The organism is Streptomyces sp. NPDC050806 (genome assembly GCF_055586425.1).
Genome location: NZ_JBVJIF010000001.1, coordinates 155118 through 172895 on the forward strand (window position 1 = coordinate 155118; position 17778 = coordinate 172895).

Annotated in this window: 17 protein-coding genes and 2 pseudogenes; 3 read left to right on the forward strand and 16 right to left on the reverse strand. The window is 70.1% G+C overall.

What is annotated here, in order from left to right; genetic code table 11:
* Positions 1-64 precede the first annotated feature (64 nt).
* Entirely contained in the window at positions 65-1492 is a 1428-nt protein-coding gene (locus ACZ6WH_RS00665) for a GAF domain-containing protein (protein ID WP_469724934.1), read from the forward strand.
* A gap of 73 nt (positions 1493-1565) precedes the next feature.
* On the opposite strand, the gene ACZ6WH_RS00670 is transcribed toward ACZ6WH_RS00665, so the two are convergent.
* The 11 genes from ACZ6WH_RS00670 to ACZ6WH_RS00720 all read right to left on the reverse strand — a co-directional run bounded on the left by ACZ6WH_RS00670 (position 1566) and on the right by ACZ6WH_RS00720 (position 11299).
* Complete coding sequence (locus tag ACZ6WH_RS00670; protein ID WP_469724935.1) at positions 1566-2381, reverse strand: response regulator; 816 nt, start codon at positions 2379-2381, stop codon at positions 1566-1568.
* Between the two features lie 86 nt (positions 2382-2467).
* Positions 2468-2728 carry an SHOCT domain-containing protein gene (locus ACZ6WH_RS00675; RefSeq protein ID WP_469724937.1) on the reverse strand — a complete coding sequence of 87 codons (261 nt, stop codon included), beginning with the start codon at positions 2726-2728 and terminating at the stop codon, positions 2468-2470.
* 99 nt (positions 2729-2827) lie between these two features.
* Positions 2828-3859: a hydrogenase expression/formation protein HypE gene (gene hypE, locus ACZ6WH_RS00680; RefSeq protein WP_469724939.1), complete on the reverse strand. Its 1032-nt coding sequence runs from the start codon at positions 3857-3859 to the stop codon at positions 2828-2830.
* Positions 3856-4962, reverse strand: coding sequence for a hydrogenase formation protein HypD (gene hypD / locus ACZ6WH_RS00685; RefSeq protein WP_469724940.1), 1107 nt, complete (start codon positions 4960-4962; stop codon positions 3856-3858). The genes hypE and hypD overlap by 4 nt, the downstream gene beginning before the upstream one ends.
* Before the next feature lie 27 nt (positions 4963-4989).
* Positions 4990-5670, reverse strand: coding sequence for a CBS domain-containing protein (locus tag ACZ6WH_RS00690; protein WP_469724942.1), 681 nt, complete (start codon positions 5668-5670; stop codon positions 4990-4992).
* Positions 5671-5679: 9 nt separating this feature from the next.
* Positions 5680-7053 carry a Ni/Fe hydrogenase subunit alpha gene (locus ACZ6WH_RS00695; RefSeq protein WP_469724943.1) on the reverse strand — a complete coding sequence of 458 codons (1374 nt, stop codon included), beginning with the start codon at positions 7051-7053 and terminating at the stop codon, positions 5680-5682.
* Positions 7050-7844 (reverse strand): NADH-quinone oxidoreductase subunit B family protein, encoded by a 795-nt coding sequence (locus tag ACZ6WH_RS00700; RefSeq protein ID WP_469724945.1) that lies wholly within the window; start codon positions 7842-7844, stop codon positions 7050-7052. Before ACZ6WH_RS00700 ends, ACZ6WH_RS00695 begins: the two co-directional genes overlap by 4 nt.
* A 10-nt stretch (positions 7845-7854) precedes the next feature.
* The gene (locus ACZ6WH_RS00705; RefSeq protein WP_469724946.1) at positions 7855-8709 is read right to left on the reverse strand and encodes an FAD/NAD(P)-binding protein; all 855 of its coding nucleotides are present in this window, start codon (positions 8707-8709) and stop codon (positions 7855-7857) included.
* Positions 8709-9161, reverse strand: coding sequence for a Crp/Fnr family transcriptional regulator (locus tag ACZ6WH_RS00710; RefSeq protein WP_469724948.1), 453 nt, complete (start codon positions 9159-9161; stop codon positions 8709-8711). Before ACZ6WH_RS00710 ends, ACZ6WH_RS00705 begins: the two co-directional genes overlap by 1 nt.
* The gene (locus ACZ6WH_RS00715) at positions 9158-10372 is read right to left on the reverse strand and encodes a 4Fe-4S dicluster domain-containing protein (protein WP_469724950.1); all 1215 of its coding nucleotides are present in this window, start codon (positions 10370-10372) and stop codon (positions 9158-9160) included. Before ACZ6WH_RS00715 ends, ACZ6WH_RS00710 begins: the two co-directional genes overlap by 4 nt.
* A 636-nt stretch (positions 10373-11008) precedes the next feature.
* Positions 11009-11299: a dsRBD fold-containing protein gene (locus ACZ6WH_RS00720; RefSeq protein WP_432850060.1), complete on the reverse strand. Its 291-nt coding sequence runs from the start codon at positions 11297-11299 to the stop codon at positions 11009-11011.
* A gap of 351 nt (positions 11300-11650) precedes the next feature.
* Between ACZ6WH_RS00720 and ACZ6WH_RS00725 the strand changes: the two are divergent.
* A pseudogene (locus tag ACZ6WH_RS00725) lies at positions 11651-12602 on the forward strand (Acg family FMN-binding oxidoreductase).
* 79 nt (positions 12603-12681) lie between these two features.
* On the opposite strand, the gene ACZ6WH_RS00730 reads toward ACZ6WH_RS00725, so the two are convergent.
* The 5 genes and pseudogenes from ACZ6WH_RS00730 to ACZ6WH_RS00750 all read right to left on the reverse strand — a co-directional run bounded on the left by ACZ6WH_RS00730 (position 12682) and on the right by ACZ6WH_RS00750 (position 16496).
* The gene (locus ACZ6WH_RS00730; RefSeq protein ID WP_469724951.1) at positions 12682-13257 is read right to left on the reverse strand and encodes an Rv1733c family protein; all 576 of its coding nucleotides are present in this window, start codon (positions 13255-13257) and stop codon (positions 12682-12684) included.
* Positions 13258-13294: 37 nt separating this feature from the next.
* Positions 13295-14449 carry a site-2 protease family protein gene (locus ACZ6WH_RS00735; protein WP_469724953.1) on the reverse strand — a complete coding sequence of 385 codons (1155 nt, stop codon included), beginning with the start codon at positions 14447-14449 and terminating at the stop codon, positions 13295-13297.
* A gap of 52 nt (positions 14450-14501) precedes the next feature.
* Positions 14502-14717, reverse strand: a complete 216-nt coding sequence (locus ACZ6WH_RS00740; RefSeq protein ID WP_469724954.1) for a DUF2180 family protein — start codon at positions 14715-14717, stop codon at positions 14502-14504.
* A 133-nt stretch (positions 14718-14850) separates the two neighbouring features.
* Positions 14851-15732 carry a DUF1918 domain-containing protein gene (locus tag ACZ6WH_RS00745; protein ID WP_469724956.1) on the reverse strand — a complete coding sequence of 294 codons (882 nt, stop codon included), beginning with the start codon at positions 15730-15732 and terminating at the stop codon, positions 14851-14853.
* A 53-nt stretch (positions 15733-15785) separates the two neighbouring features.
* Positions 15786-16496, reverse strand: a pseudogene (locus ACZ6WH_RS00750) (alcohol dehydrogenase catalytic domain-containing protein).
* Positions 16497-16764: 268 nt separating this feature from the next.
* Here ACZ6WH_RS00750 and ACZ6WH_RS00755 point away from each other — a divergent pair.
* Entirely contained in the window at positions 16765-17637 is an 873-nt protein-coding gene (locus ACZ6WH_RS00755; protein ID WP_469724958.1) for a universal stress protein, read from the forward strand.
* Positions 17638-17778 lie beyond the last annotated feature (141 nt).

Sequence of the window (17778 nt, forward strand, 5' to 3'; positions counted from 1 at the left end):
CCCTATGCCGCACTCAACGGACAAACAGCGGCCGATGGGCCCACAGCGGCAGGGGAAACTGCCGTTGGTTCGCCTGGACGGACTCCTGGACGAGCTGCAGGCCCGGCTCGCTGCCGCCCGCGCCACCCATGACCGTATGCACAGCCTGCTCGACGCGGTTCTGAACATTGGCGGTGACCTTGATCTTGAGCAGGTGCTGCAGCACATCGTCGAGGCCGCTGTGGTGCTTGCCGATGCCGAGTACGGTGCTCTGGGCGTGATCGGCGAAGGCCAGCGGCTCTCCCGCTTCCTGCCTGTCGGAATCGACGGGGAACCAGCAGAGAAAATAGGCCCGTTGCCCTCCGGGCACGGCATCGTCGGCGAGCTGATCCGCCGCCCGAAGCCCTTGCGGCTGACGGATCTCACCACCCATCCCAGCAGCTACGGATTCCCTGAGCACCACCCGCCGATGCGGACCTTCCTCGGGGTGCCGATACGCGTCCGTGACGAAGTCTTCGGCAATCTCTACCTCATGGAGAAGCGTGGTGGTGCACGGTTCGACGCGGAGGACCAAGCCATGCTTTCCATGCTGGCGGTCGCCGCCGGCGTGGCGATAGACAACGCGCGGCTCTACGACGAGAGTCAGCGGCGGGAGCAGTGGCTCGAAGCGCTGGGCGAGATCACCCGGACGCTGCTGTCCGGAGCCGGGACCAGCGAGGTGCTCGACCTGATCGCGCGGTGCAGTGGCGAACCGGCCGATGCGGAGTCGGCCGCAGTGTTCCTGCCGGACACTGTCACCGGCGAGCTGACAGCGGCAGTCGCACAAGGCGTGGGCGCGGACCAACTCGTGGGATCGGTGGTGCCGAGCGACGGCTCGCTCGCAGGCCTGGCTGCCTGCACCGGTGAACCGGCCGTCACCACTGACCTTGCCACTGATCCACGGGCGTACGCGGCGCGGATCCACACCTCGGCCACCGGCCCGGCCGTCGCCGTTCCGCTGCGGAGCGATGCACAGACGCGCGGCTCCCTCAGGCTTTGCCGCACGGCGGACCGGGAACCGTTCTCGGACAGCGACGTACGGCTGATTTCCGGATTCGCCGAGCAAGCCGCCCTCGCTCTGGAACTGGACCGTGGCCGCCGGGAGCCGGAGCAGATGAACGCCCTGCGGGAACGCGACCGGATCGGGCAGGACCTCCACGACCTGGCCATACAACGCCTCTTTGCGACGGGGATGACGCTGCAGAGCGCCGGGCGGCTGATCGATCGGCCGGAAGCCGCGGCGCGCGTTGCACGAGCGGTCGATGACCTCGACGAGACGATCAAAATCATCAGATCCACCATCTTCGGCCTGCGCACCTCCGCGGACCCGAGGGAGGCTGCCGGTCTGCGGCGCCGGATCCTCGACGTCGTCAGGGCGACGAGGCCGTCCTCAGTGTCACGGACGACGGGGTGGGGCCGGCCTCCGGCCACGCCGGGCGGAGGGAGGGGGCGCCAACCTCCGGTCCCGGGCTGAACTGGGCGGCGGAAGCCTGCACCTGGAAGCGCCGGAAGGGGGCGGAACCCGCCTGGTCTGGCGTGTTCCGTTGTCACGAAGGTAGGTCCCGGCGCACGGGGGAGGGGCGGTGCCGATGGGTTCGGGGGACGCCGGCACCACTCCGCCCGTGTGTCCCGTGCTCAGCAGCCCTGCCGCTTTCCTTCGGCGGCGCTCCTTGTTCCCGTACGCGTTCGGAGATGACTGCGGCCTGTATGCGCCTGCCGACCCTGAGCTTGGTGAGGATGGCGGAGATCAGGTTCTTGACGGCCCTTTCGGCAAGGTGAAGCCGCTCGGCGATCTGCCGGTTGGTGAGACCCTCGCCGATCAGATCCAGCATTTCCCGCTCACGCGGGGAGAGACGGGCGAGTTCCGGCGGACCGGTTGTGCCGCGGTCGACGGGGCTGCGGACACGGGCCAGCACACGCGCGGTCGCACCGGGGTCCAGCATCGACTTGCCTGCCGCGACGGTACGTATGGCCGTCACCAGATCCGACCCGCGGATCTGCTTGAGCACATAGCCCGCGGCCCCGGCCATGATGGCGTCGAAGAGCGCTTCGTCGTCATCGAACGACGTCAGCATCAGGCAGGCGAGATCAGGGAGGGCGGCGCGCAGGTCGCGGCAGACGCCGATGCCTTCCTGATCCGCGCCCTCCGCCGTGGTCCCCAGCCGGACATCGAGTACCGCAACGTCCGGCCGCAGGCCGGGGGCCCGGGCGAGTGCCTCGCGCACGTCGGCCGCTTCGCCGACGACAGTCAGGTCCGGCTCCGAGCTGAGCAGGTCCTGTAGTCCGCGGCGGACGAGTTCGTGGTCATCCAGCAGGAAGACCCGGATGGGAGGGGCGTCGGGTGATGCCGGACTGGCGTTCATGCTGTCGGCTCCCGTCCTCGTTCTCAGCAAGTTGCGGCCGCACTGACCAGTGGTCCTGTGCCTGCCGGATCCTCACACGCATGGGTTCAGCTGCCCCGTAAGGCCGTGAGACGGCGCTGGTACTCCTCCTCGTCGATATCGCCGCGTGCAAGGCGTTCCGCCAGAACCTGTTGCGGCGTCTGATGGGCGGACGGTGTGCCTGCGTCACGGTGGCTGCGAACGAGGTAGCGGACAAGAAGCGCTACCCCGATGAGCAGCAGGCCCCAGAAGATCAACTGCGCGACCGCCATGGCAATGAATCCCCAGCCCTGCATCCCGGTGCCGTACCCGTACATCACGTCACTCACCTCCCGGACAGTCGACTCAAGCGTGCGCTGACGGGGGGAGGGACAGCCATGGGCCGGTCAGCCCTGCGCGCTGCCGGACGGCCCTGCCGGTCCGCCCGGTCAGCAGATGCGGGGCAACTGTTCCCCCAGCGGCATGTCGATGACGCGGCGGGCGCCGACCAGCGTACGCAGCACCACACGGCCTGCATCGTCCGGCACGACCTCACCGACCCGGGTGGCATCGCGGCCTTCGGGCAGCGAGCGCAGTGCTGCCAGCGCAGCGTCGGCTGCGGAGGCGTCGATGTACGCAACGAAGCAGCCTTCGTTGGCCACGTGCAGAGGATCGAGCCCGAGCAGGTCGCAGGCTGCCGCGACCGGCACGGGCACCGGCAGACGGGCCTCGTCGATCTCCGTGCCGACCCCGGAGTCGCGGGCGATCTCGTTGAGCGTGGCGGCCAGCCCCCCGCGTGTAGGGTCGCGCAGGGCGTGCACGTGTCCGGCGAGCGGGGCGAGAGCCCGCACGAGGCGGTGCAGTGGGCGCGAGTCGGAGGCGATGTCCGCCTCGAAGCCGAGGCCCTCTCGGGTGGAGAGCACCGCGGTGCCGTGCAGGCCGATGGAACCGGTGAGCAGGACCGCGTCGCCGGGCCGGGCGCCGGTGGCGGTGGGCCGCATGAAGGGGAGACGGCGGCCGATCCCCGTAGTGGTGAGAAACATCCGGTCGACGGCGCCCCGCTCGACGACCTTGGTGTCTCCGGTGACGACGGGTACGTCCGCCCCGCTCGCCGCCTTGCCGACGGACTCCATCACCGTACGCAGCTCGCTGAAAGGGAGTCCCTCCTCCAGAACGAGGGAAAGGGTCAGGGCCACCGGCATGCCACCCCGCATGGCCAGATCGTTCACGGTCCCGTGAACGGCCAGGGAGCCGATGTCACCGCCGGGGAAGAACAACGGGCTGACCACGAAACTGTCGGTGCTGACGACGAGTTCGGGATGACCGGGGAGCACAGCGGCATCTTCCAGCGGGGTATCCGGCGCCCCGAGCGCGGGCAACAGCACAGCATCCAGCAGCTCGGCGCTGAGGCGCCCGCCGGCTCCGTGGCCGAGCAGCACCCGCTCGTCCTCGTGGTGCGGAGCAGGACAGTCGAGGGTCATGAGGCGCTCCTCGGAGTGGGTGCTCGTCCGGCGGCGTGGAACGCGGCGCAGGTGCCCTCGGCGGAGACCATGGGGGCGCCGAGCGGTGTGCGCGGGGTGCAGCGCGTTCCGTAGGCCGCGCAGTCCGTGGGGAGCCGGGCGCCGGTGAGGATGGCGCCGGCGATGCACTCGGCATGTTCGGTGGCGTGCAGGCGGCCCACGTCGAAGCGGCGGGCCGCGTCGAACTCCGCGTATTCCTCAGCGAGTTCCAGGCCGCTGCGGGGAAGTGGCCCGATGCCGCGCCAGCTGCGGTCGGTGACGCGGAAGACCAGGGTGACGACCGAGCGTGCGTCCGGGTTTCCCTGGCGGCGCACGGCGCGTGCGTACTGGTTCTCCACCTCCGCTCGCCCGGATTCGAGCTGCCGGACCGCCATGAGGATGCCCTCCAGCAGATCGAGCGGTTCGAATCCGGTGACGACGATCGGTACGCCGTACCGTGCGCAGATCGGCTCGTACTCCCGCCAGCCCATCACCGCGCAGACGTGTCCGGCGGCGAGGAAGGCCTGCACCTCGCAGTCGGGGTCCGCCAGCAGCGTGGTCATCGCCGGTGGCACCAGAACGTGGCTGACCAGGACGGAGAAGTTGCGCAGCCTCAGCCGCGCTGCTTGAAGCACGGCCATGGCGTTGGCCGGCGCTGTGGTTTCGAAGCCGACGGCGAGGAAGACCACCTGCCGCTCCGGGCGGGCGGCGGCCAGACGTACCGCTTCCATGGGCGAGTAGACGACGCGTACGTCCGCTCCCCGGGCACGCAGGGACAGCAGGTCGGTGTGCGTGCCCGGGACCCGCAGCATGTCACCGAAGCTGGTGAACGTGACGTCCGGGCGGGCGGCGATGGCCATGGCCCGGTCCAAGGTCTCCAGCGGGGTGACGCAGACCGGGCAGCCGGGGCCGTGGATCATCCGTATCCCGGCGGGCAGCAGTTCGTCGATGCCCTGGCGGACAAGTGTATGGGTCTGGCCGCCGCAGACTTCCATGATCCGCCAGGGGCGGGTCGCCACAGCGGTCAGTCTGTCCAGCAGTCGCCGGGCGAGCGCCGGGTCCCGGTATTCGTCGAGGTACTTCACCAGCCGCCTCCGGCGGGACTGTGCGTTTCAGGACGGTGCGTGGTGGCGGATACCGGTCAGCCGCATGTCGGCGTCGACCACGCCTTCCACACTGCGGATCAGCCGGGCTGCCACCGGCACCAGGGAACAGTCCTTGATCTCACCGCGGACGGTGACCACGCCGTCGGTCACCTCGATGGCGACCTCCTGCCCGTGAGCACGGAACAGCGGCCCGACGATTTCCCGGCGGACCTCCTCGGCGATGTCGGCGTCTTCCCGGAGGAACACCTTCAGCAGGTCGCTCCGGCTGACCACACCTTCCAGACGCCCTTCGGAGTCGATGACCGGCAGCCGCTTGATTTTGTAGACGGCCATGGTGCGAGCGGCTTGGGCGATCGTGGCGTCGGCGTGCACGGTGATGGCCGGCGCGGTCATGAGTTCACCGGCCGTCATGCCGCCGGACTTCACCAGGGCCTCCAGCTCCCGGGCCTGTTCGATCCGGGAGGGGGTGTGGTCACGGAACTGTTCCTTGGGCAGCAGGTCGGCCTCGGAGACGACGCCGACGACCCGGCTCTCGCCCTCCAGGACGGGCAGCGCACTGATCTTCCACTGCTCCATCGTCTTGACGATCTCCTTGAACGGCGCCTCGCGACCCAACGCGATGACCGTGCGGGTCATCACGTCGTCGACGGTGTGCGGGGACTGCGGAGCGGGCGAGACGTCAGGCATGGGGACTCCTCAGGAGCGGTCGACGGTCAGGTCGAGGAAGTGGGCCGAGCAGGAGATGCACGGGTCGTGGTTGCGGATGCCCCGCTCGCACAGGGCAGTGAGTTCGGCATCGGTCACCGGACCGCCCTCGTCGTCGAGCCGGCGCTGGACGAGGCACCGCAGGTCCTCCTCGATGGCTCCCTGGTTCTGTGCGGTGGGCGGAATCAGGAGGGCGTCGGTCACGGTGCCGTCCGCGTCCACGGCGTAGCGGTGGTACAGCAGGCCGCGCGGTGCCTCGGTCGCGCCATGGCCGGTGTCCGCGCGGGGGAGCACCTCCAGGTGGGGGTGGGGCGGCGGCCGGTACGCATCGATGATGCGCAACGCTTCGTCGATCGCGTACAGGGCCTCCACCGCCCGGACGACGATGCTGCGGAACGGATTGCGGCACGCCGTCCCGGACAGCGGATCACCGAGACCGGCCTCGTGTGCTGCCTGCCGGGCCACGGGGGAGAGCCATCGCCCGCTGAGGGCGTAGCGGGCGAGCGAGCCGGTGAGGTAGCGCTCGCCGCCGAGTGTCGCCTGCAGTGCGGTGGAGTACGGCACCTGCCGCTCGGTGACCTCCTCGGTGAAGGCGTGCACCGGGAACTGGCGGAGCGGGAGCGGCCGGTCGGTATCGCCGGTCAGGCCGTGCGTGTGCGGCGCGGCCATGACCGCCGGAATGCCGCCTTCGATGGCGTAGCGCCCCGGCTCGATCAGCGCCAGCAGCGCGTGGTCCGCGCTCGCGTCGGGGAAGTCGAAGCCGGCCACCCAGCGAACCGTCTCCCAAGCATCGTCCCGCGCTCGGGCAAGCTGTTCGCGCAGTGGGCGCAGCTCGGCCCGGTGGGGGACGCGGTGGAAGCCGCCGAGACGGACGTTGACCGGGTGGACGGCCCGCCCGCCGAGCAGCTCCAGGATCGCGTTGCCCGCCTGCTTGATGCGCAGCCCCCGCTCCACATCGGCGCGCCGGGTGCGCGCCATGTCGACGGCGCTCGCGTACCCCAGGAAGTCGGGGGCATGAAGGAGGTGGATGTGCAGGATCTGGCTCTCGATCCATTCGCCGCAGTACAGCAGCCGCCGCAGCGCGCCCAGCTGTCCGCCCACCTCCACACCGCAGGCGTCCTCGATGGCACGGCACGCACTGAGCTGGTACGCCACCGGGCAGATGCCGCAGACTCGTGAGGTGATGTCGGGCGGCTCGGTATACGCACGACCGCGCAGGAACGCCTCGAAGAACCGCGGCGGCTCGTAGATCCGCAACTCCGTCTGGGCCACCCGGCCGTCATGCAGCCGCAGATGCAGGGCGCCCTCACCTTCCACCCGGCTGAGCGCCCCGACCCGCAGCACCCGTGAGCCCCGGTGCGTCATGACGGCCGCCCCTCTCCTGAACGCGCCTCCAGCTCGGCGAAGGCGGTGGCGTTGTAGGTGCGCAGCGCCCGATGGAGGGTCGGCTCGTCCATGCCGTCCCGGCGCAGCAACGGGATCAGAGCGGGCAGGTTCGGGGAGGCCGAGGGGCCGAAACAGCCGTAGCAGCCACGGCCGTAGGCGGGGCAGATCGCCCCGCAGCCGGCGTGGGTGACAGGACCCAGGCACGGCGTGCCGTGGGCCACGGTGACGCACACGGTGCCGCGTCGCTTGCAGGCGAAGCAGACGCTGTGATCGGGGATGTCGGGCTTGCGGCCCACCAGGAAAGCGGTGATGACCTCCAGCAGCTGACCACGGTCGATGGGACAGCCCCGCAGTTCGAAGTCGACAGGGACGTGGGCAGACACGGGAGTGGAAGTGGCGAGCGTGGCGATGTATTCGGGGCGGGCATACACGGTCGCCCGGTATTCGGCGACGTCCGCGAAGTTCCGCAGGGCCTGGATGCCGCCGGCGGTCGCGCACGCGCCGATGGTCACCAGATGACGCGCGGCAGCCCTGATCTCGTGGACGCGCCGCTCGTCCTCGGCCGTCGTGACCGAGCCTTCCACGAGCGCCAGGTCGTACGGTCCGGACCCGACGGCGCTGGACGCCTCCAGGAAGTGCCGGATCTCGATGCGTCCGGCCAGTTCCAGCAGCTCGTCCTCGCAGTCCAGCAGGGTGAGCTGACAGCCGTCACAGGAGGCCAGCTTGAAGACGGCGAGGGTGGGGCGGGGCTCACGTGCTGCTGCGGGCACGGTGCTCACCTCACAGTTCCGGAACAGTCAGCAGGGGTTCGGCGCGGTGCCACCCGACCACCGGACCGTCCCGGCACAGCAGGACGGGCCCGAGCTGGCAGTGGCCGCACTCGGCCGCCCCGCAGCGCATGTTGCGTTCGAGCGAGACACGGATGCGCTGCGCCGGAACGCCTCGCGCGACCAACTGCCGAGCCGTCGCCCGGATCATCGGCTCGGGCCCACAGACGTACGCGACGGTGTCGTCCGGCCGGAAGACGGCCCGGCCCAACAGCCGGGTGACCACACCCACCGAGCCCGGCCAGCCCGGCGCCGGGCGGTCCACCGTGACCGCTACGTCCGCCGTCGCGCCCCACACCCTCGTCTGCAGCTTGTACAGCAGGTCCGCGGGAGTCCGCGTCCCGATCAGAACGCTCAGCCGACCGAAGCGCTCCCGCTCACCCAGGACGTCGAGGACGACCGGCCGCAAGGGAGCGAGACCAATACCTCCTGCGATGACCAGCACGTCCCTGCCCATGGCCATGCCGAGGTCCCAGCCTGTGCCGAACGGGCCGCGCACCCCAACCGTCTCCCCAGGAGCCATCGAGTACAGCGCATCGGACACAGCACCGACCGTGCGGACCGTGTGGACGAGCGCATCTTCACCCACCGGCAGTCCCGCAACGGACACCGGGATCTCTCCGATGCCGAAGGCGCAGAGCATGGCGAACTGTCCCGGCAGGAACGCAGGAAGCGTCTTCCCCACCGGCGTCAGCTTGAGCGTGGCGGAGTCCGCGGTCTCCGGACAGCGCCGGACGACCCGGTACGGCACCGGAACGGCGGGTGCAGCGCCGAGGCGAGCGGCGGTCGCCTCCAGGGCAGGGGGCATCACACACCGCTCCCGTAGGGCCCGTACAGATCCATCAGGCGCGTGCGCGCACACTGCAGCCGGTGCCCGATAACCTCGGCACAGGCCAGTACCAGGTCACGTCCGAGAACCGGGTCCTCGTGGCACATCCCACGCACCACTTCCGCATCGAACTCCCAGGCGCGTACGGGGCTGAGTGCCTCAGCGCCCAGATGCCACGTGCGTGGCGGGAACAGCCAGGCCCAGCCGAGCAGATCTCCCTCACCCAAGGTCTCGATCACCGCGGACCGGCGACCGGGCACGTGCAAGTCGAGCTTGACGGCACCGCTGCGGATGATCCAGAAACGGTCGGCTTTCCGGCCTTCCTCGAAGATGCGAGCGCCTGCGGGGAAGGAGACCTCGCGACCCAGCGCCATCAACTTCCTTCGCTGGTTCTCCGGGAGCCCGCCAAGCCGCTGTGTCACGGTCGTCATCGGTCCTCACCACCCTTCTGCCCGGCGGATCGCTCATGCTCCGCCGGCCGTGCGCGGCCTGCCTCCCCGGCCTGGCGCGCTTCCTCGGCCAGCGCCGCGGCCTCCTCGGTGATGTCGATGCCGACCGGGCACCACACGATGCAACGCCCGCAGCCCACGCACCCCGACTCGCCGAACTGGTCGTGCCAGGTGCCGAGTTTGTGGGTGAGCCACTGCCGGTACCGGCTGCGCCCGCTCGCCCGAACCGGCCCACCGTGCAGATGACTGAAGTCGAGATCGAAGCAGGAGTCCCAGCGCTGCCACCGCTCGGTGTGGTCGCCCGTGAGATCGGTGACGTCCTCGGTGGTGGTGCAGAAGCACGTAGGACACACCATCGTGCAGTTTCCGCAGGTGAGGCACCGGCTCGCTACGTCGTCCCAACGCCTGGCCTCCAGTGAACCGGCCATCAGCGCGTGCAGGTCGACCGGCGGCATGGACCGTCCCATGCGCTCCGCGGCGTCCGCCACCACACGTCGCGCTGCGGACTCCGTCACCGGTGCCGCGCGCTCCACCGGCAGCCGGGTCAGCAGCTCCGTCCCCGCGGCACTGCCTGCCCGTACCAGGAAACGGTGCCCGCCCCCGTCCAGCAGCTCCGTCATCGCCAAGTCGTAGCCGCGCTCCTCCGCGCCCACCGCAGGACCACTGCCCATGGACGTGCAGAAGCAGGTCGCTCCCGGATCGGTGCACTCCACGACGACGATGAACGCCCGCTCCAGTCGACGCCGGTAGGCGGTGTCGGCTCCCGGCCCGCCCCCGAGCACCCGTCCCTGAACGGCGATCGCCCGCAGATCGCAGGGACGCACGCCGAGGAATGCGTACGCGGGCACCTCGCCCTCACCCGCCCCCTGTACGGTCCACTCGCCCCCGGCGTTCCGGTCAGCGGTCCAGCGACGCACCCGCTGCGGATGCAGATACGCCTTCCAGGACTGCGGTCCCGCGCTGTGCGCGAACACCATCGCGTCCTCGCGGCGCACCAGCCGGTACCGGCCGGCCTCCAGCTCGACGCCCCAGCCATGGGGCAGCTCTGCCGCGTCGTCGATCTCGGCGAGCACGATCGCGCCGTCCCGGACCGTCGGCCCGATCACCTGCCGACCCTCGCGCGCAAGCTCTCGGACCAGGGCTGCCAGCCCGTCGTCGCGCAGTATCCAGGCATCCCGCCCTACGTCGTTCACCGAGACCTCCCGCGCGTGCTCCGGCCGTCATGCCCAGCGTCGTACGCAGGCCGGTCCCGGTGACATGGGCCGAAGAGCCCCCTTCAGGGACCGGACAGCCCCAGGCGCGCGTCCGTCGGAGGTGGCCGCACGGGTGCGGGGGTAGGAGAGCGTGGGGAAGCGCACCAGGATACCGGGGAGCGCCACGCAATTGCCTTTGCCGAAGGAGCAGTAGCTGCGGGGGCGGAAGATTCGAATGCCCGCGAGTGAGTGAGAGGAACCACGAAAGGGCCATATGGCTCTGTTTTGATTCCCTTCGGCCGCGCACCGCCATACGGCGGAGAGCGACAATACAAGTAGAAGCTCTCTTCGGGCCGACCGGCGGGAGGAGCCCGGACCCTGCTCTCTCGCGGGATAGCAGGGGACGGGCTTCCCCAACGGGAGACAGTGCCGTTGGGGGCTGCGGTCGCTGCTTCATCCTTGCAGCGGCCGCAGCCGCTGCAGGTGTCGATTCGGGGCTTCGCTCGTTCGGTAATGGCTGGGTACCTCAGTCACGGTCTGCTGCCATACAGAACGGAAAAGGTCGTCCGCTCGGCTCTTCCATGCTGCAGGCAGCCCGCGCAACGGTACGGGGCGCGGCCGTGCAGGTCCCAGCCGTCACTCCTCCCGGGGCAGGCACCCGGCTCCCACTCCCTCGATGTCCATCGCCGCGTCGTGAATCAGCAAGCGGCCCATGGCCGCCAGCGCACGGCCCGCCGCCAGTTCGTCGCCGATCTCGGGCACCGGGGCGTCGTGCGGGTTCCGGTGTGCGTGGCCTCGCGTTTCGAGGATGTTGTCGCCGGTGTCCAGCACGAGCCAGGCGGTGGTCTTTGGACCCGTCTCGTAAAGGTGCAGGCGCAGCTTCCATTCCTTGACGGCCAGCTGTTCGCTGTCGGTGGTTGCGGACATGGTGTGGTCCTCCTCTGGCGCCGGTGCTCCGGGGCGTGAGTACCGACCGGGGCCATTGCAGTGTCTTCACAATGGCGTCTCCGGCAGCGAGGCACATCGGGCCGAATGGCCTTCGCGCGTGGGCGTCTGCGGTGGATCTGCAGGCGAACCGTCCCCAGCGGCAGCGGCAGAATCTTCCGGCCGTGCGGAGGGCGGCATGATGAAAGCGCCGACAGACCGCGGCCGGATGCGCACCGGGCACGCGACTGCTTGCCGGGATTTGCCCACCGCCGAGAGGGGCCGGACTACCCTGGGGCCAGAGCGAGCGGGCTCGCGCTTGCCGGGCTCGTCATCGCCGAGAGGAGGCGCGCGATCCCGGTGGCACCGCTGGACACGAAGACCGTTGTGGCTCTCGTCCGCGACGCGACTGCCGCCCCGTCCATGCACAACGCCCAACCGTGGCGCTTCCGGTATCTCACCGAACGCCAGACCCTGCAGCTTTCCGCCGACCTCGAAAGAGCCATGCCCCGCAGCGACTCCGTGCACCGGGGGCGACGGCGCCGAGCACACCGGCCTGGAGCCGCGTGCGCACCTGCTGCCCGATGCCGCCGATCCGCAGTTGCTCGCCGATGTGCGTCTGACCGAGCGCGCAAAGGGTGATGCTGCCCTCGTTGCTCTGCACCCGGCCATCCGCAGGCGGCACACGAGTCGTTACCCGTTCGCGGACAAGGAGATCCCCGAGGCGGTGCGGGCAGCACTGAGCGAGGCTGCCCGGTTGGAGGGCGTCCGGCTGGATTTCCCCACTCCCTGGCACACCCGGTCGCTGCTGGAACTCGTCAGTGACGCCGGGGGGCGTGACACGCTGGATCCGCGCAATGCCGAAGATCTGAGCCGCTGGACCCGCATCGGAACTGCCGAGGCCGACACCGCTGTGGATGGTGTACCGGATCATGCCTTCGGGCCGCGCAAGTGGTATGGCGGCGCCCCGGTCCGTGACTTCGCCGGCCGTCGTCCGGTGGCCGACCGCGCGACCGTGACCTTCGAGAACGCGCCTCATCTCGCCCTGCTGAGTACCGCCAGGGATGGCACCGAGGACTGGTTCCGCGCGGGTCAGGCGCTGGAGCGCGTCCTTCTGCTCGCCACTGCACACGACCTGGCCACCTCCCTCACCTCCCATGCTCTGGAGTGGCCCGACCTGCGGTGGCTGGCCCGCGACCCCCGGTCGGCGACCGGCTTCGTGCAGATGGTTCTCCGCATCGGTTATGGCGCTCAAGGTCCTGCCACCCCGCGCCGCCCGGTGCGGGAGGTACTCGACATCGAGTGAAGTGACGTGCGGCGTGGAAGACCGGGGTCCTTGAAGGCCGTTGTCGGCGCGATCGGTGTCACGGGTTGTGTGTCGGCAGTCATGTGCGCCTGCGTCCCCAGCGGGGACCGACTTCGGCCCACTCGCGCTCCCACTGCTGCGTGCGGTGGTGCTCCAGCCACAGGTGAATTCCGTACAGAGCGCTCAGCACGAGGCTGCACCAGCCGATCGCTGCAACGGTTCCGGCCAGCGCCGCCTCGATGGCACTGATGACCGGGCCGGGAGGCCGCGTGGTGAGCCGGCCGTGCTCGTCGACCCAGACAGTGATCTTCGTGCCGGCCGGACGGTCCGGCTCGACCCGCGTCGTCCCCGTACGGGAGGTGCCGTTCCGGTCCTGCCAGCGGACCGTGACGCTCACCTTGGTGTCACCGGTCCGGTACGCGGTGCCGGAGGGCCGGTCGGGTGCGTCATCGACCAGTACGGCCGTGGTCGGAGTGCGGCCCTGGCGCTGTTCGTGGAGGTTGCTTCTGGCTGTCTGCCCGGTCACGATCGCGGCGGTGAGGCCACCGGCCAGGAGGAGCAGGACCGCCACGAGAATGATCCTCGCCTCCAGGATGTCGCAGGGCCGCCTGAGCGGGTTGCTCCGCCAACGCCACAGTAATCTCGTTTGCTTCATCGTCCGGCCTCCCTGTGACCGCGAGCCGGCGCGCTCGCTAAGGCTGGTGTGCGGCTCCCGCCGCAAGCCAGGAGACGGCGCGACTGATGTCCGAACGCGACACGATGCCGACGAGGCCGCCGGTCGTGGGCAAGATGACCAGGGCGCGGCGCCCCGCACCGCTTTCCAGTAGCGGCAGCAATTTCACCACCGGGGTGTCGGGGAGGGCGGTGGCCACGTCGGCCAGCGGGCTCATGATGTCGCCGAGCGTGGTGGTGGCGCGGCGGCCCGTCGGGGTGTGGTCGATCTGTGTGACGGAGACCAGGCCGACCGGCGCCCCGTCCATGTCTGCCGAGGGCATGACGGGAAAGGCCATGTGGCGGTAGTGGCCGGTGGGCAGGTGCGCGAGGAAGTCCTCGACGGTGGCTGTGGCGGGGACGGTAACGGGGTGCGGAGTCATCACCTGCCGTACCGGGACGCCGGACAGCGTGCTGCGGAGCTGGGCCTGCTGGCCTTCCGCTGTCGCCGTCGCGATCATGAACCATCCGATGAGTGTCAGCCAGAGCCCTGACAGGTCACCGCCGAGCAGAACCGACGCGAACCCGAGCAGCACCAGGATCCAGCCGACGAAACGTCCGGCGGCAGTGGCGCCGAGGGCGGCCTTCAAACGGTCGCCGCTGCGCCACCACAGGAACGCCCGCAGCAGCCGTCCACCATCCAGAGGGGCGGCGGGCAGGGAGTTGAAGACCGCCAGCAGGATGTTGACGGCGGCGAGCCAGCCGACGGCCTCGGTGAGGAGCTGTGGGGCGGGCAGGCGGTCCAGCCACAGGAACAGGCCGGCGAACAGAACTCCCAGTACGGCGCTGGTCAGCGGGCCCACCCCGGCGATGCGCAGCTCGGCGCGCGGGGTGGAGGCTTCGTCGCGCAGACGCGCCACTCCGCCGAGCATCCACAAGGTGATGTCTTCGACCTTGACGTGATTGCGGCGTGCCACGACGGCGTGCGCCACTTCGTGCATCAGTAGCGAAGCAAGGAAAACCACGGCGGTTCCGAGAGCCACGGCCCAGTAGCCCGCGGCCGAGTAGCCGGGATTGCCGGCGGGAAGACGCCCTTGGGCAAGGGCCAGCGTCACCAGTGCCAGGATGACCAGGACACTCCAGTGGACGCCGACCCGTACGCCGGTGATCCGGCCGAGGGTGAGTGTTCCCTTCACAGCCCTTCCCCTTCAGATGTCCGGCGGCCTGCTCGCGCTGCCGCGGAGACCTCTAGGTGGTTGGGGTCTCATGTTCGGCGCCGCCGCAGATGCGGCAGGTCGCGCGGCGGGCGGAGCGCTTCCCCCAAGCGGGGCCGGTACCCGCCTCGTGGTGTACTTCCTCGGTCGCGAGGAGCAGGTGCTCGGCACAGATTCCCGTGCCGCAGTGACAGCAGATCGCTACCGCTGGGGTGCTCTTCTGCTGTTGTGTGCAGTCGAAGCAGTTCATAGCGAGAACCTCGGTGTTCGGACTTCTCACTTCGCCCTACGGCCAGTGTGCAGCGCGGTGCCGCACGGCACTTGAGGCCGGATGGCCTCATGTGCGCGGCAACCGGCTCTGGACATGGGGCTCAAGACCTTCCTCACTCGATGTCAATACGCCGTCCGCTGATACGGAGCGGCTTGATCGACACCCAGAGGGGGCGGTCTCCGCCCGCCCACGGCAACGAAGGAGCATGAGCGGACAGGAGATCGGCGGCCGGTCCTGTCACGCGTCGCGCAGGCCCGACCAGCAGTACGCTCCAGCCCCGGCTCATCGCCTCGTCGATGTGATCCACCTGGAACGCCGCCAGTTTCCCCACCGCAGCGGCTGGGACGGTGCCCGGCGCCGTGCGGTAGACGACGGTCTCATCCAGTAGCGCGTAGTTCACAGGTATTACCTGTGGCCCTTCGGCGGTCGTGATGGCCAGGCGTCCCACGCCGCGTGAAGACACCAGGCGCAGGCATTCCTCCGGCCCGAGTTCGCGAAGGCGCGGATGGTGGGCCGCACGGCCCGCGCCCGGAGGCCGCTCCACACCGGCGCCCCGTAGCGCATCGGGTGTGGTCTCCAGCGCGGCTGCCAGGCTCAGCACAGTGGCGGCCGACGGGTCGGCCGGCTGCTGTTCGAGATAGGCGAGGTAACCCTCGGCCATCCCTGCCCGGGCGGCCACCTCGGCCCGGCTCAGGCCCAAACGCTGCCGTTCGTGGGCCACGCGGCGTCCGAAGTCGCTTCCGGGAGGGGACGGGGCGAGTGCCATGTCCGGAACGCGGGGAGGGGCCGCGTCAGCAGCCTCTGGCGGGTGCGTACGCCGGATGCGAGCATCCGGTCCCGGGTAGACGAGCGTCACCTGCCCGGTGTCCGACCAGCGCACGTCGTAGGGGGGAGAACCGTCCGTGTGATGCAAGCCGACGATCTCTCCGTCCCGCACACGGCTTTTGGTGGTGGGGCTTTCCACCACCAGTTCGTCACCGAGTTGGGCTCGCATGCGTGCCACTCTCCTCTCCCGCTCCTCCGTTGCTGGTGTCCTCGGCGGGGGGACTAGGCCGTCAGCACGACTTTCAGCGCGTCCGTTTCGCCCGCCCGCGCGAAGGTGTCGTACGCCTCCGCCATCTGCCCGAGGGAGAAGGTGTGCGTCACCATCGGTGTGGTGCGGAGCCGGCCGTCGGCCGGCATGCGCAGCAGAGCGGGCGTGGTGTGGGTGTCGACCAGCCCTGTCGTCAGCGTGATTGCTCCACAGGTCTTCCAGGTGCAGTGTCGCCGGCTTGCCGTGCACGCCGACGTTGGCCATATGGCCACCGGGCCGCACCATGCGCCGGCGTCCCGGTCGCTCACGGCGCTCGGCAGGGGGTGCACGGAGAGGTCCGCCAAGGGCACGCGCACGTACTCGGCCTGAGTGCCGTGCAGGGTGTGACCCAGGATCCAGCCGCCCCCACCGCGGCACTGGCCGTAGGCGCCCACCCGGCAGTAGCTGCACCGGCCGCACGCAGAGATGCACGACACCAGCACCCGGTCCCCGGACCGCACGCTGTGCACCTCGCTGCCGGTCTCGACCACCTCGCCGACGGCCTCGTGGCCGAGCACCGCCCCCGGCCGTACCTCAGGTACGTCCCCTTTGAGTATGTGCAGGTCGGCCCCGCAGATGGCGACGGCCGAAACCCGCACGGTCACGTCGGCGGCGCCCTGGATCACGGGCTCCTTCACGTCTTCCCAGTACGACCGGCCCGGTGCGTGAAAGACGTACGCCTTCATGGGGTCCCCTTGGCTCCGTTCGCTGCGAGCGCGGCGCTTCGGTACGTACACGGCCGCCCGAACCGGCCGTGGCTCCAGCTTTCGCGCATACCAGCATCCGCACCAGGGCCGAACGGGCCCGGCCGCTGCCGACCGGCGGCCGGCCGGCCCAGGAAAAGGGCCCTCGTCCGGGGCCGGATCGGCCCTCCCCGCAACTACCCGCATACGCGAGGGTGTCGCTCGGGTCCTGGAAATCCCGGGGCTCGCGGGGCGGCGAAAGGACGACATGGTGGATCACCGTCCTGTGGTCGTGGGAGCCGATGGTTCGGCATGGAGTCTGCGCGCCGTCGACTGGGCTGTCGACGCGGCAGTGCGGTATGGCGTGGGGCTGCGCATCGTGCATGCCTTCAGGGAGGAGGAGCGGCACACCGGGCGTGTTCCCGGCCGCTCCCCGATGGAGTTACCGGGAAGCCTCGTCAGCGCTGCGTACGAGCATGCCTCCCGGCGCGCTCCGGGGCTGGACATCACCCCGCACCTGATGGCGCACGATCCGGAGTTGGCCCTGACGGCTGAGAGCCGGGAGGCCAGGATGGTGGTCGTCGGTCACCGTGGCCGCGGACGGCTGGCATCGTCGCTGCTCGGCTCGGTGGGGTTGTACGTGGCCGCCCGCGCGCACTGTCCGGTGGTTGTCGTACGGGGCCTCCCGGCGAACATCGCAGGGCGTAACCGCCGCGTATGCCTGGGAATCGGCAAGCGGCCGGGCGGTTACGGAGCGGCAGCGTTCGCCTTCGAAGAGGCAGCGCTCCGCCGTGGGCACATGGAAGCCGTCCACGCCTGGCTGTGCACCAGCGTGGAAGGACGCGAGCGGCACGGCCTCCTCAGTGAGTGCCGGGCGGCTCATGAACGGCGAGCCAAAACACTCTTCGACGAGGTGCTGAACGAACAGGTCAGGGCGTACCCGCGGCTGGACGTCCAGCACCGGACGGTGGAGGGGGCGCCGGGCACCGTTCTGACAGCCGCGTCGATGAGCGCCGACCTGCTGGTGGTGGGCGCCGGCCGCAGGAAGGCGCCCTTCGGCCGCCACCTCGGCTCGGTCGGCCACGCGGTACTGCACCACGCACTGTGCCCGGTCGCAGTCGTCCCCGAAGGCCGGCCTCGGTGAACGACGGCCGTGTCCCTCGGTGGTGGTCGCTGTCCGACCGGCTTGACCGTGGACGCCAGTCATTTCGGGGCGGGGACCGGACACATGGTCCGCCGCAGGGGCCGACCGGCCCCTGGCATCGGTCCGACCCGGTACCGAAAG

What these genes read in the sequence shown, in the direction of transcription:
- ACZ6WH_RS00740 (WP_469724954.1), bottom strand. Translation starts at nt 14,717, where the DNA reads ATGAACTGCTTCGACTGCACACAACAGCAGAAGAGCACCCCAGCGGTA.
- ACZ6WH_RS00695 (WP_469724943.1), bottom strand. Translation starts at nt 7,053, where the DNA reads ATGACGCACCGGGGCTCACGGGTGCTGCGGGTCGGGGCGCTCAGCCGG.
- ACZ6WH_RS00745 (WP_469724956.1), bottom strand. Translation starts at nt 15,732, where the DNA reads ATGCGAGCCCAACTCGGTGACGAACTGGTGGTGGAAAGCCCCACCACC.
- ACZ6WH_RS00690 (WP_469724942.1), bottom strand. Translation starts at nt 5,670, where the DNA reads ATGCCTGACGTCTCGCCCGCTCCGCAGTCCCCGCACACCGTCGACGAC.
- ACZ6WH_RS00720 (WP_432850060.1), bottom strand. Translation starts at nt 11,299, where the DNA reads ATGTCCGCAACCACCGACAGCGAACAGCTGGCCGTCAAGGAATGGAAG.
- ACZ6WH_RS00670 (WP_469724935.1), bottom strand. Translation starts at nt 2,381, where the DNA reads ATGAACGCCAGTCCGGCATCACCCGACGCCCCTCCCATCCGGGTCTTC.
- ACZ6WH_RS00710 (WP_469724948.1), bottom strand. Translation starts at nt 9,161, where the DNA reads ATGACGACCGTGACACAGCGGCTTGGCGGGCTCCCGGAGAACCAGCGA.
- ACZ6WH_RS00730 (WP_469724951.1), bottom strand. Translation starts at nt 13,257, where the DNA reads ATGAAGCAAACGAGATTACTGTGGCGTTGGCGGAGCAACCCGCTCAGG.
- hypE (WP_469724939.1), bottom strand. Translation starts at nt 3,859, where the DNA reads ATGACCCTCGACTGTCCTGCTCCGCACCACGAGGACGAGCGGGTGCTG.
- ACZ6WH_RS00705 (WP_469724946.1), bottom strand. Translation starts at nt 8,709, where the DNA reads ATGCCCCCTGCCCTGGAGGCGACCGCCGCTCGCCTCGGCGCTGCACCC.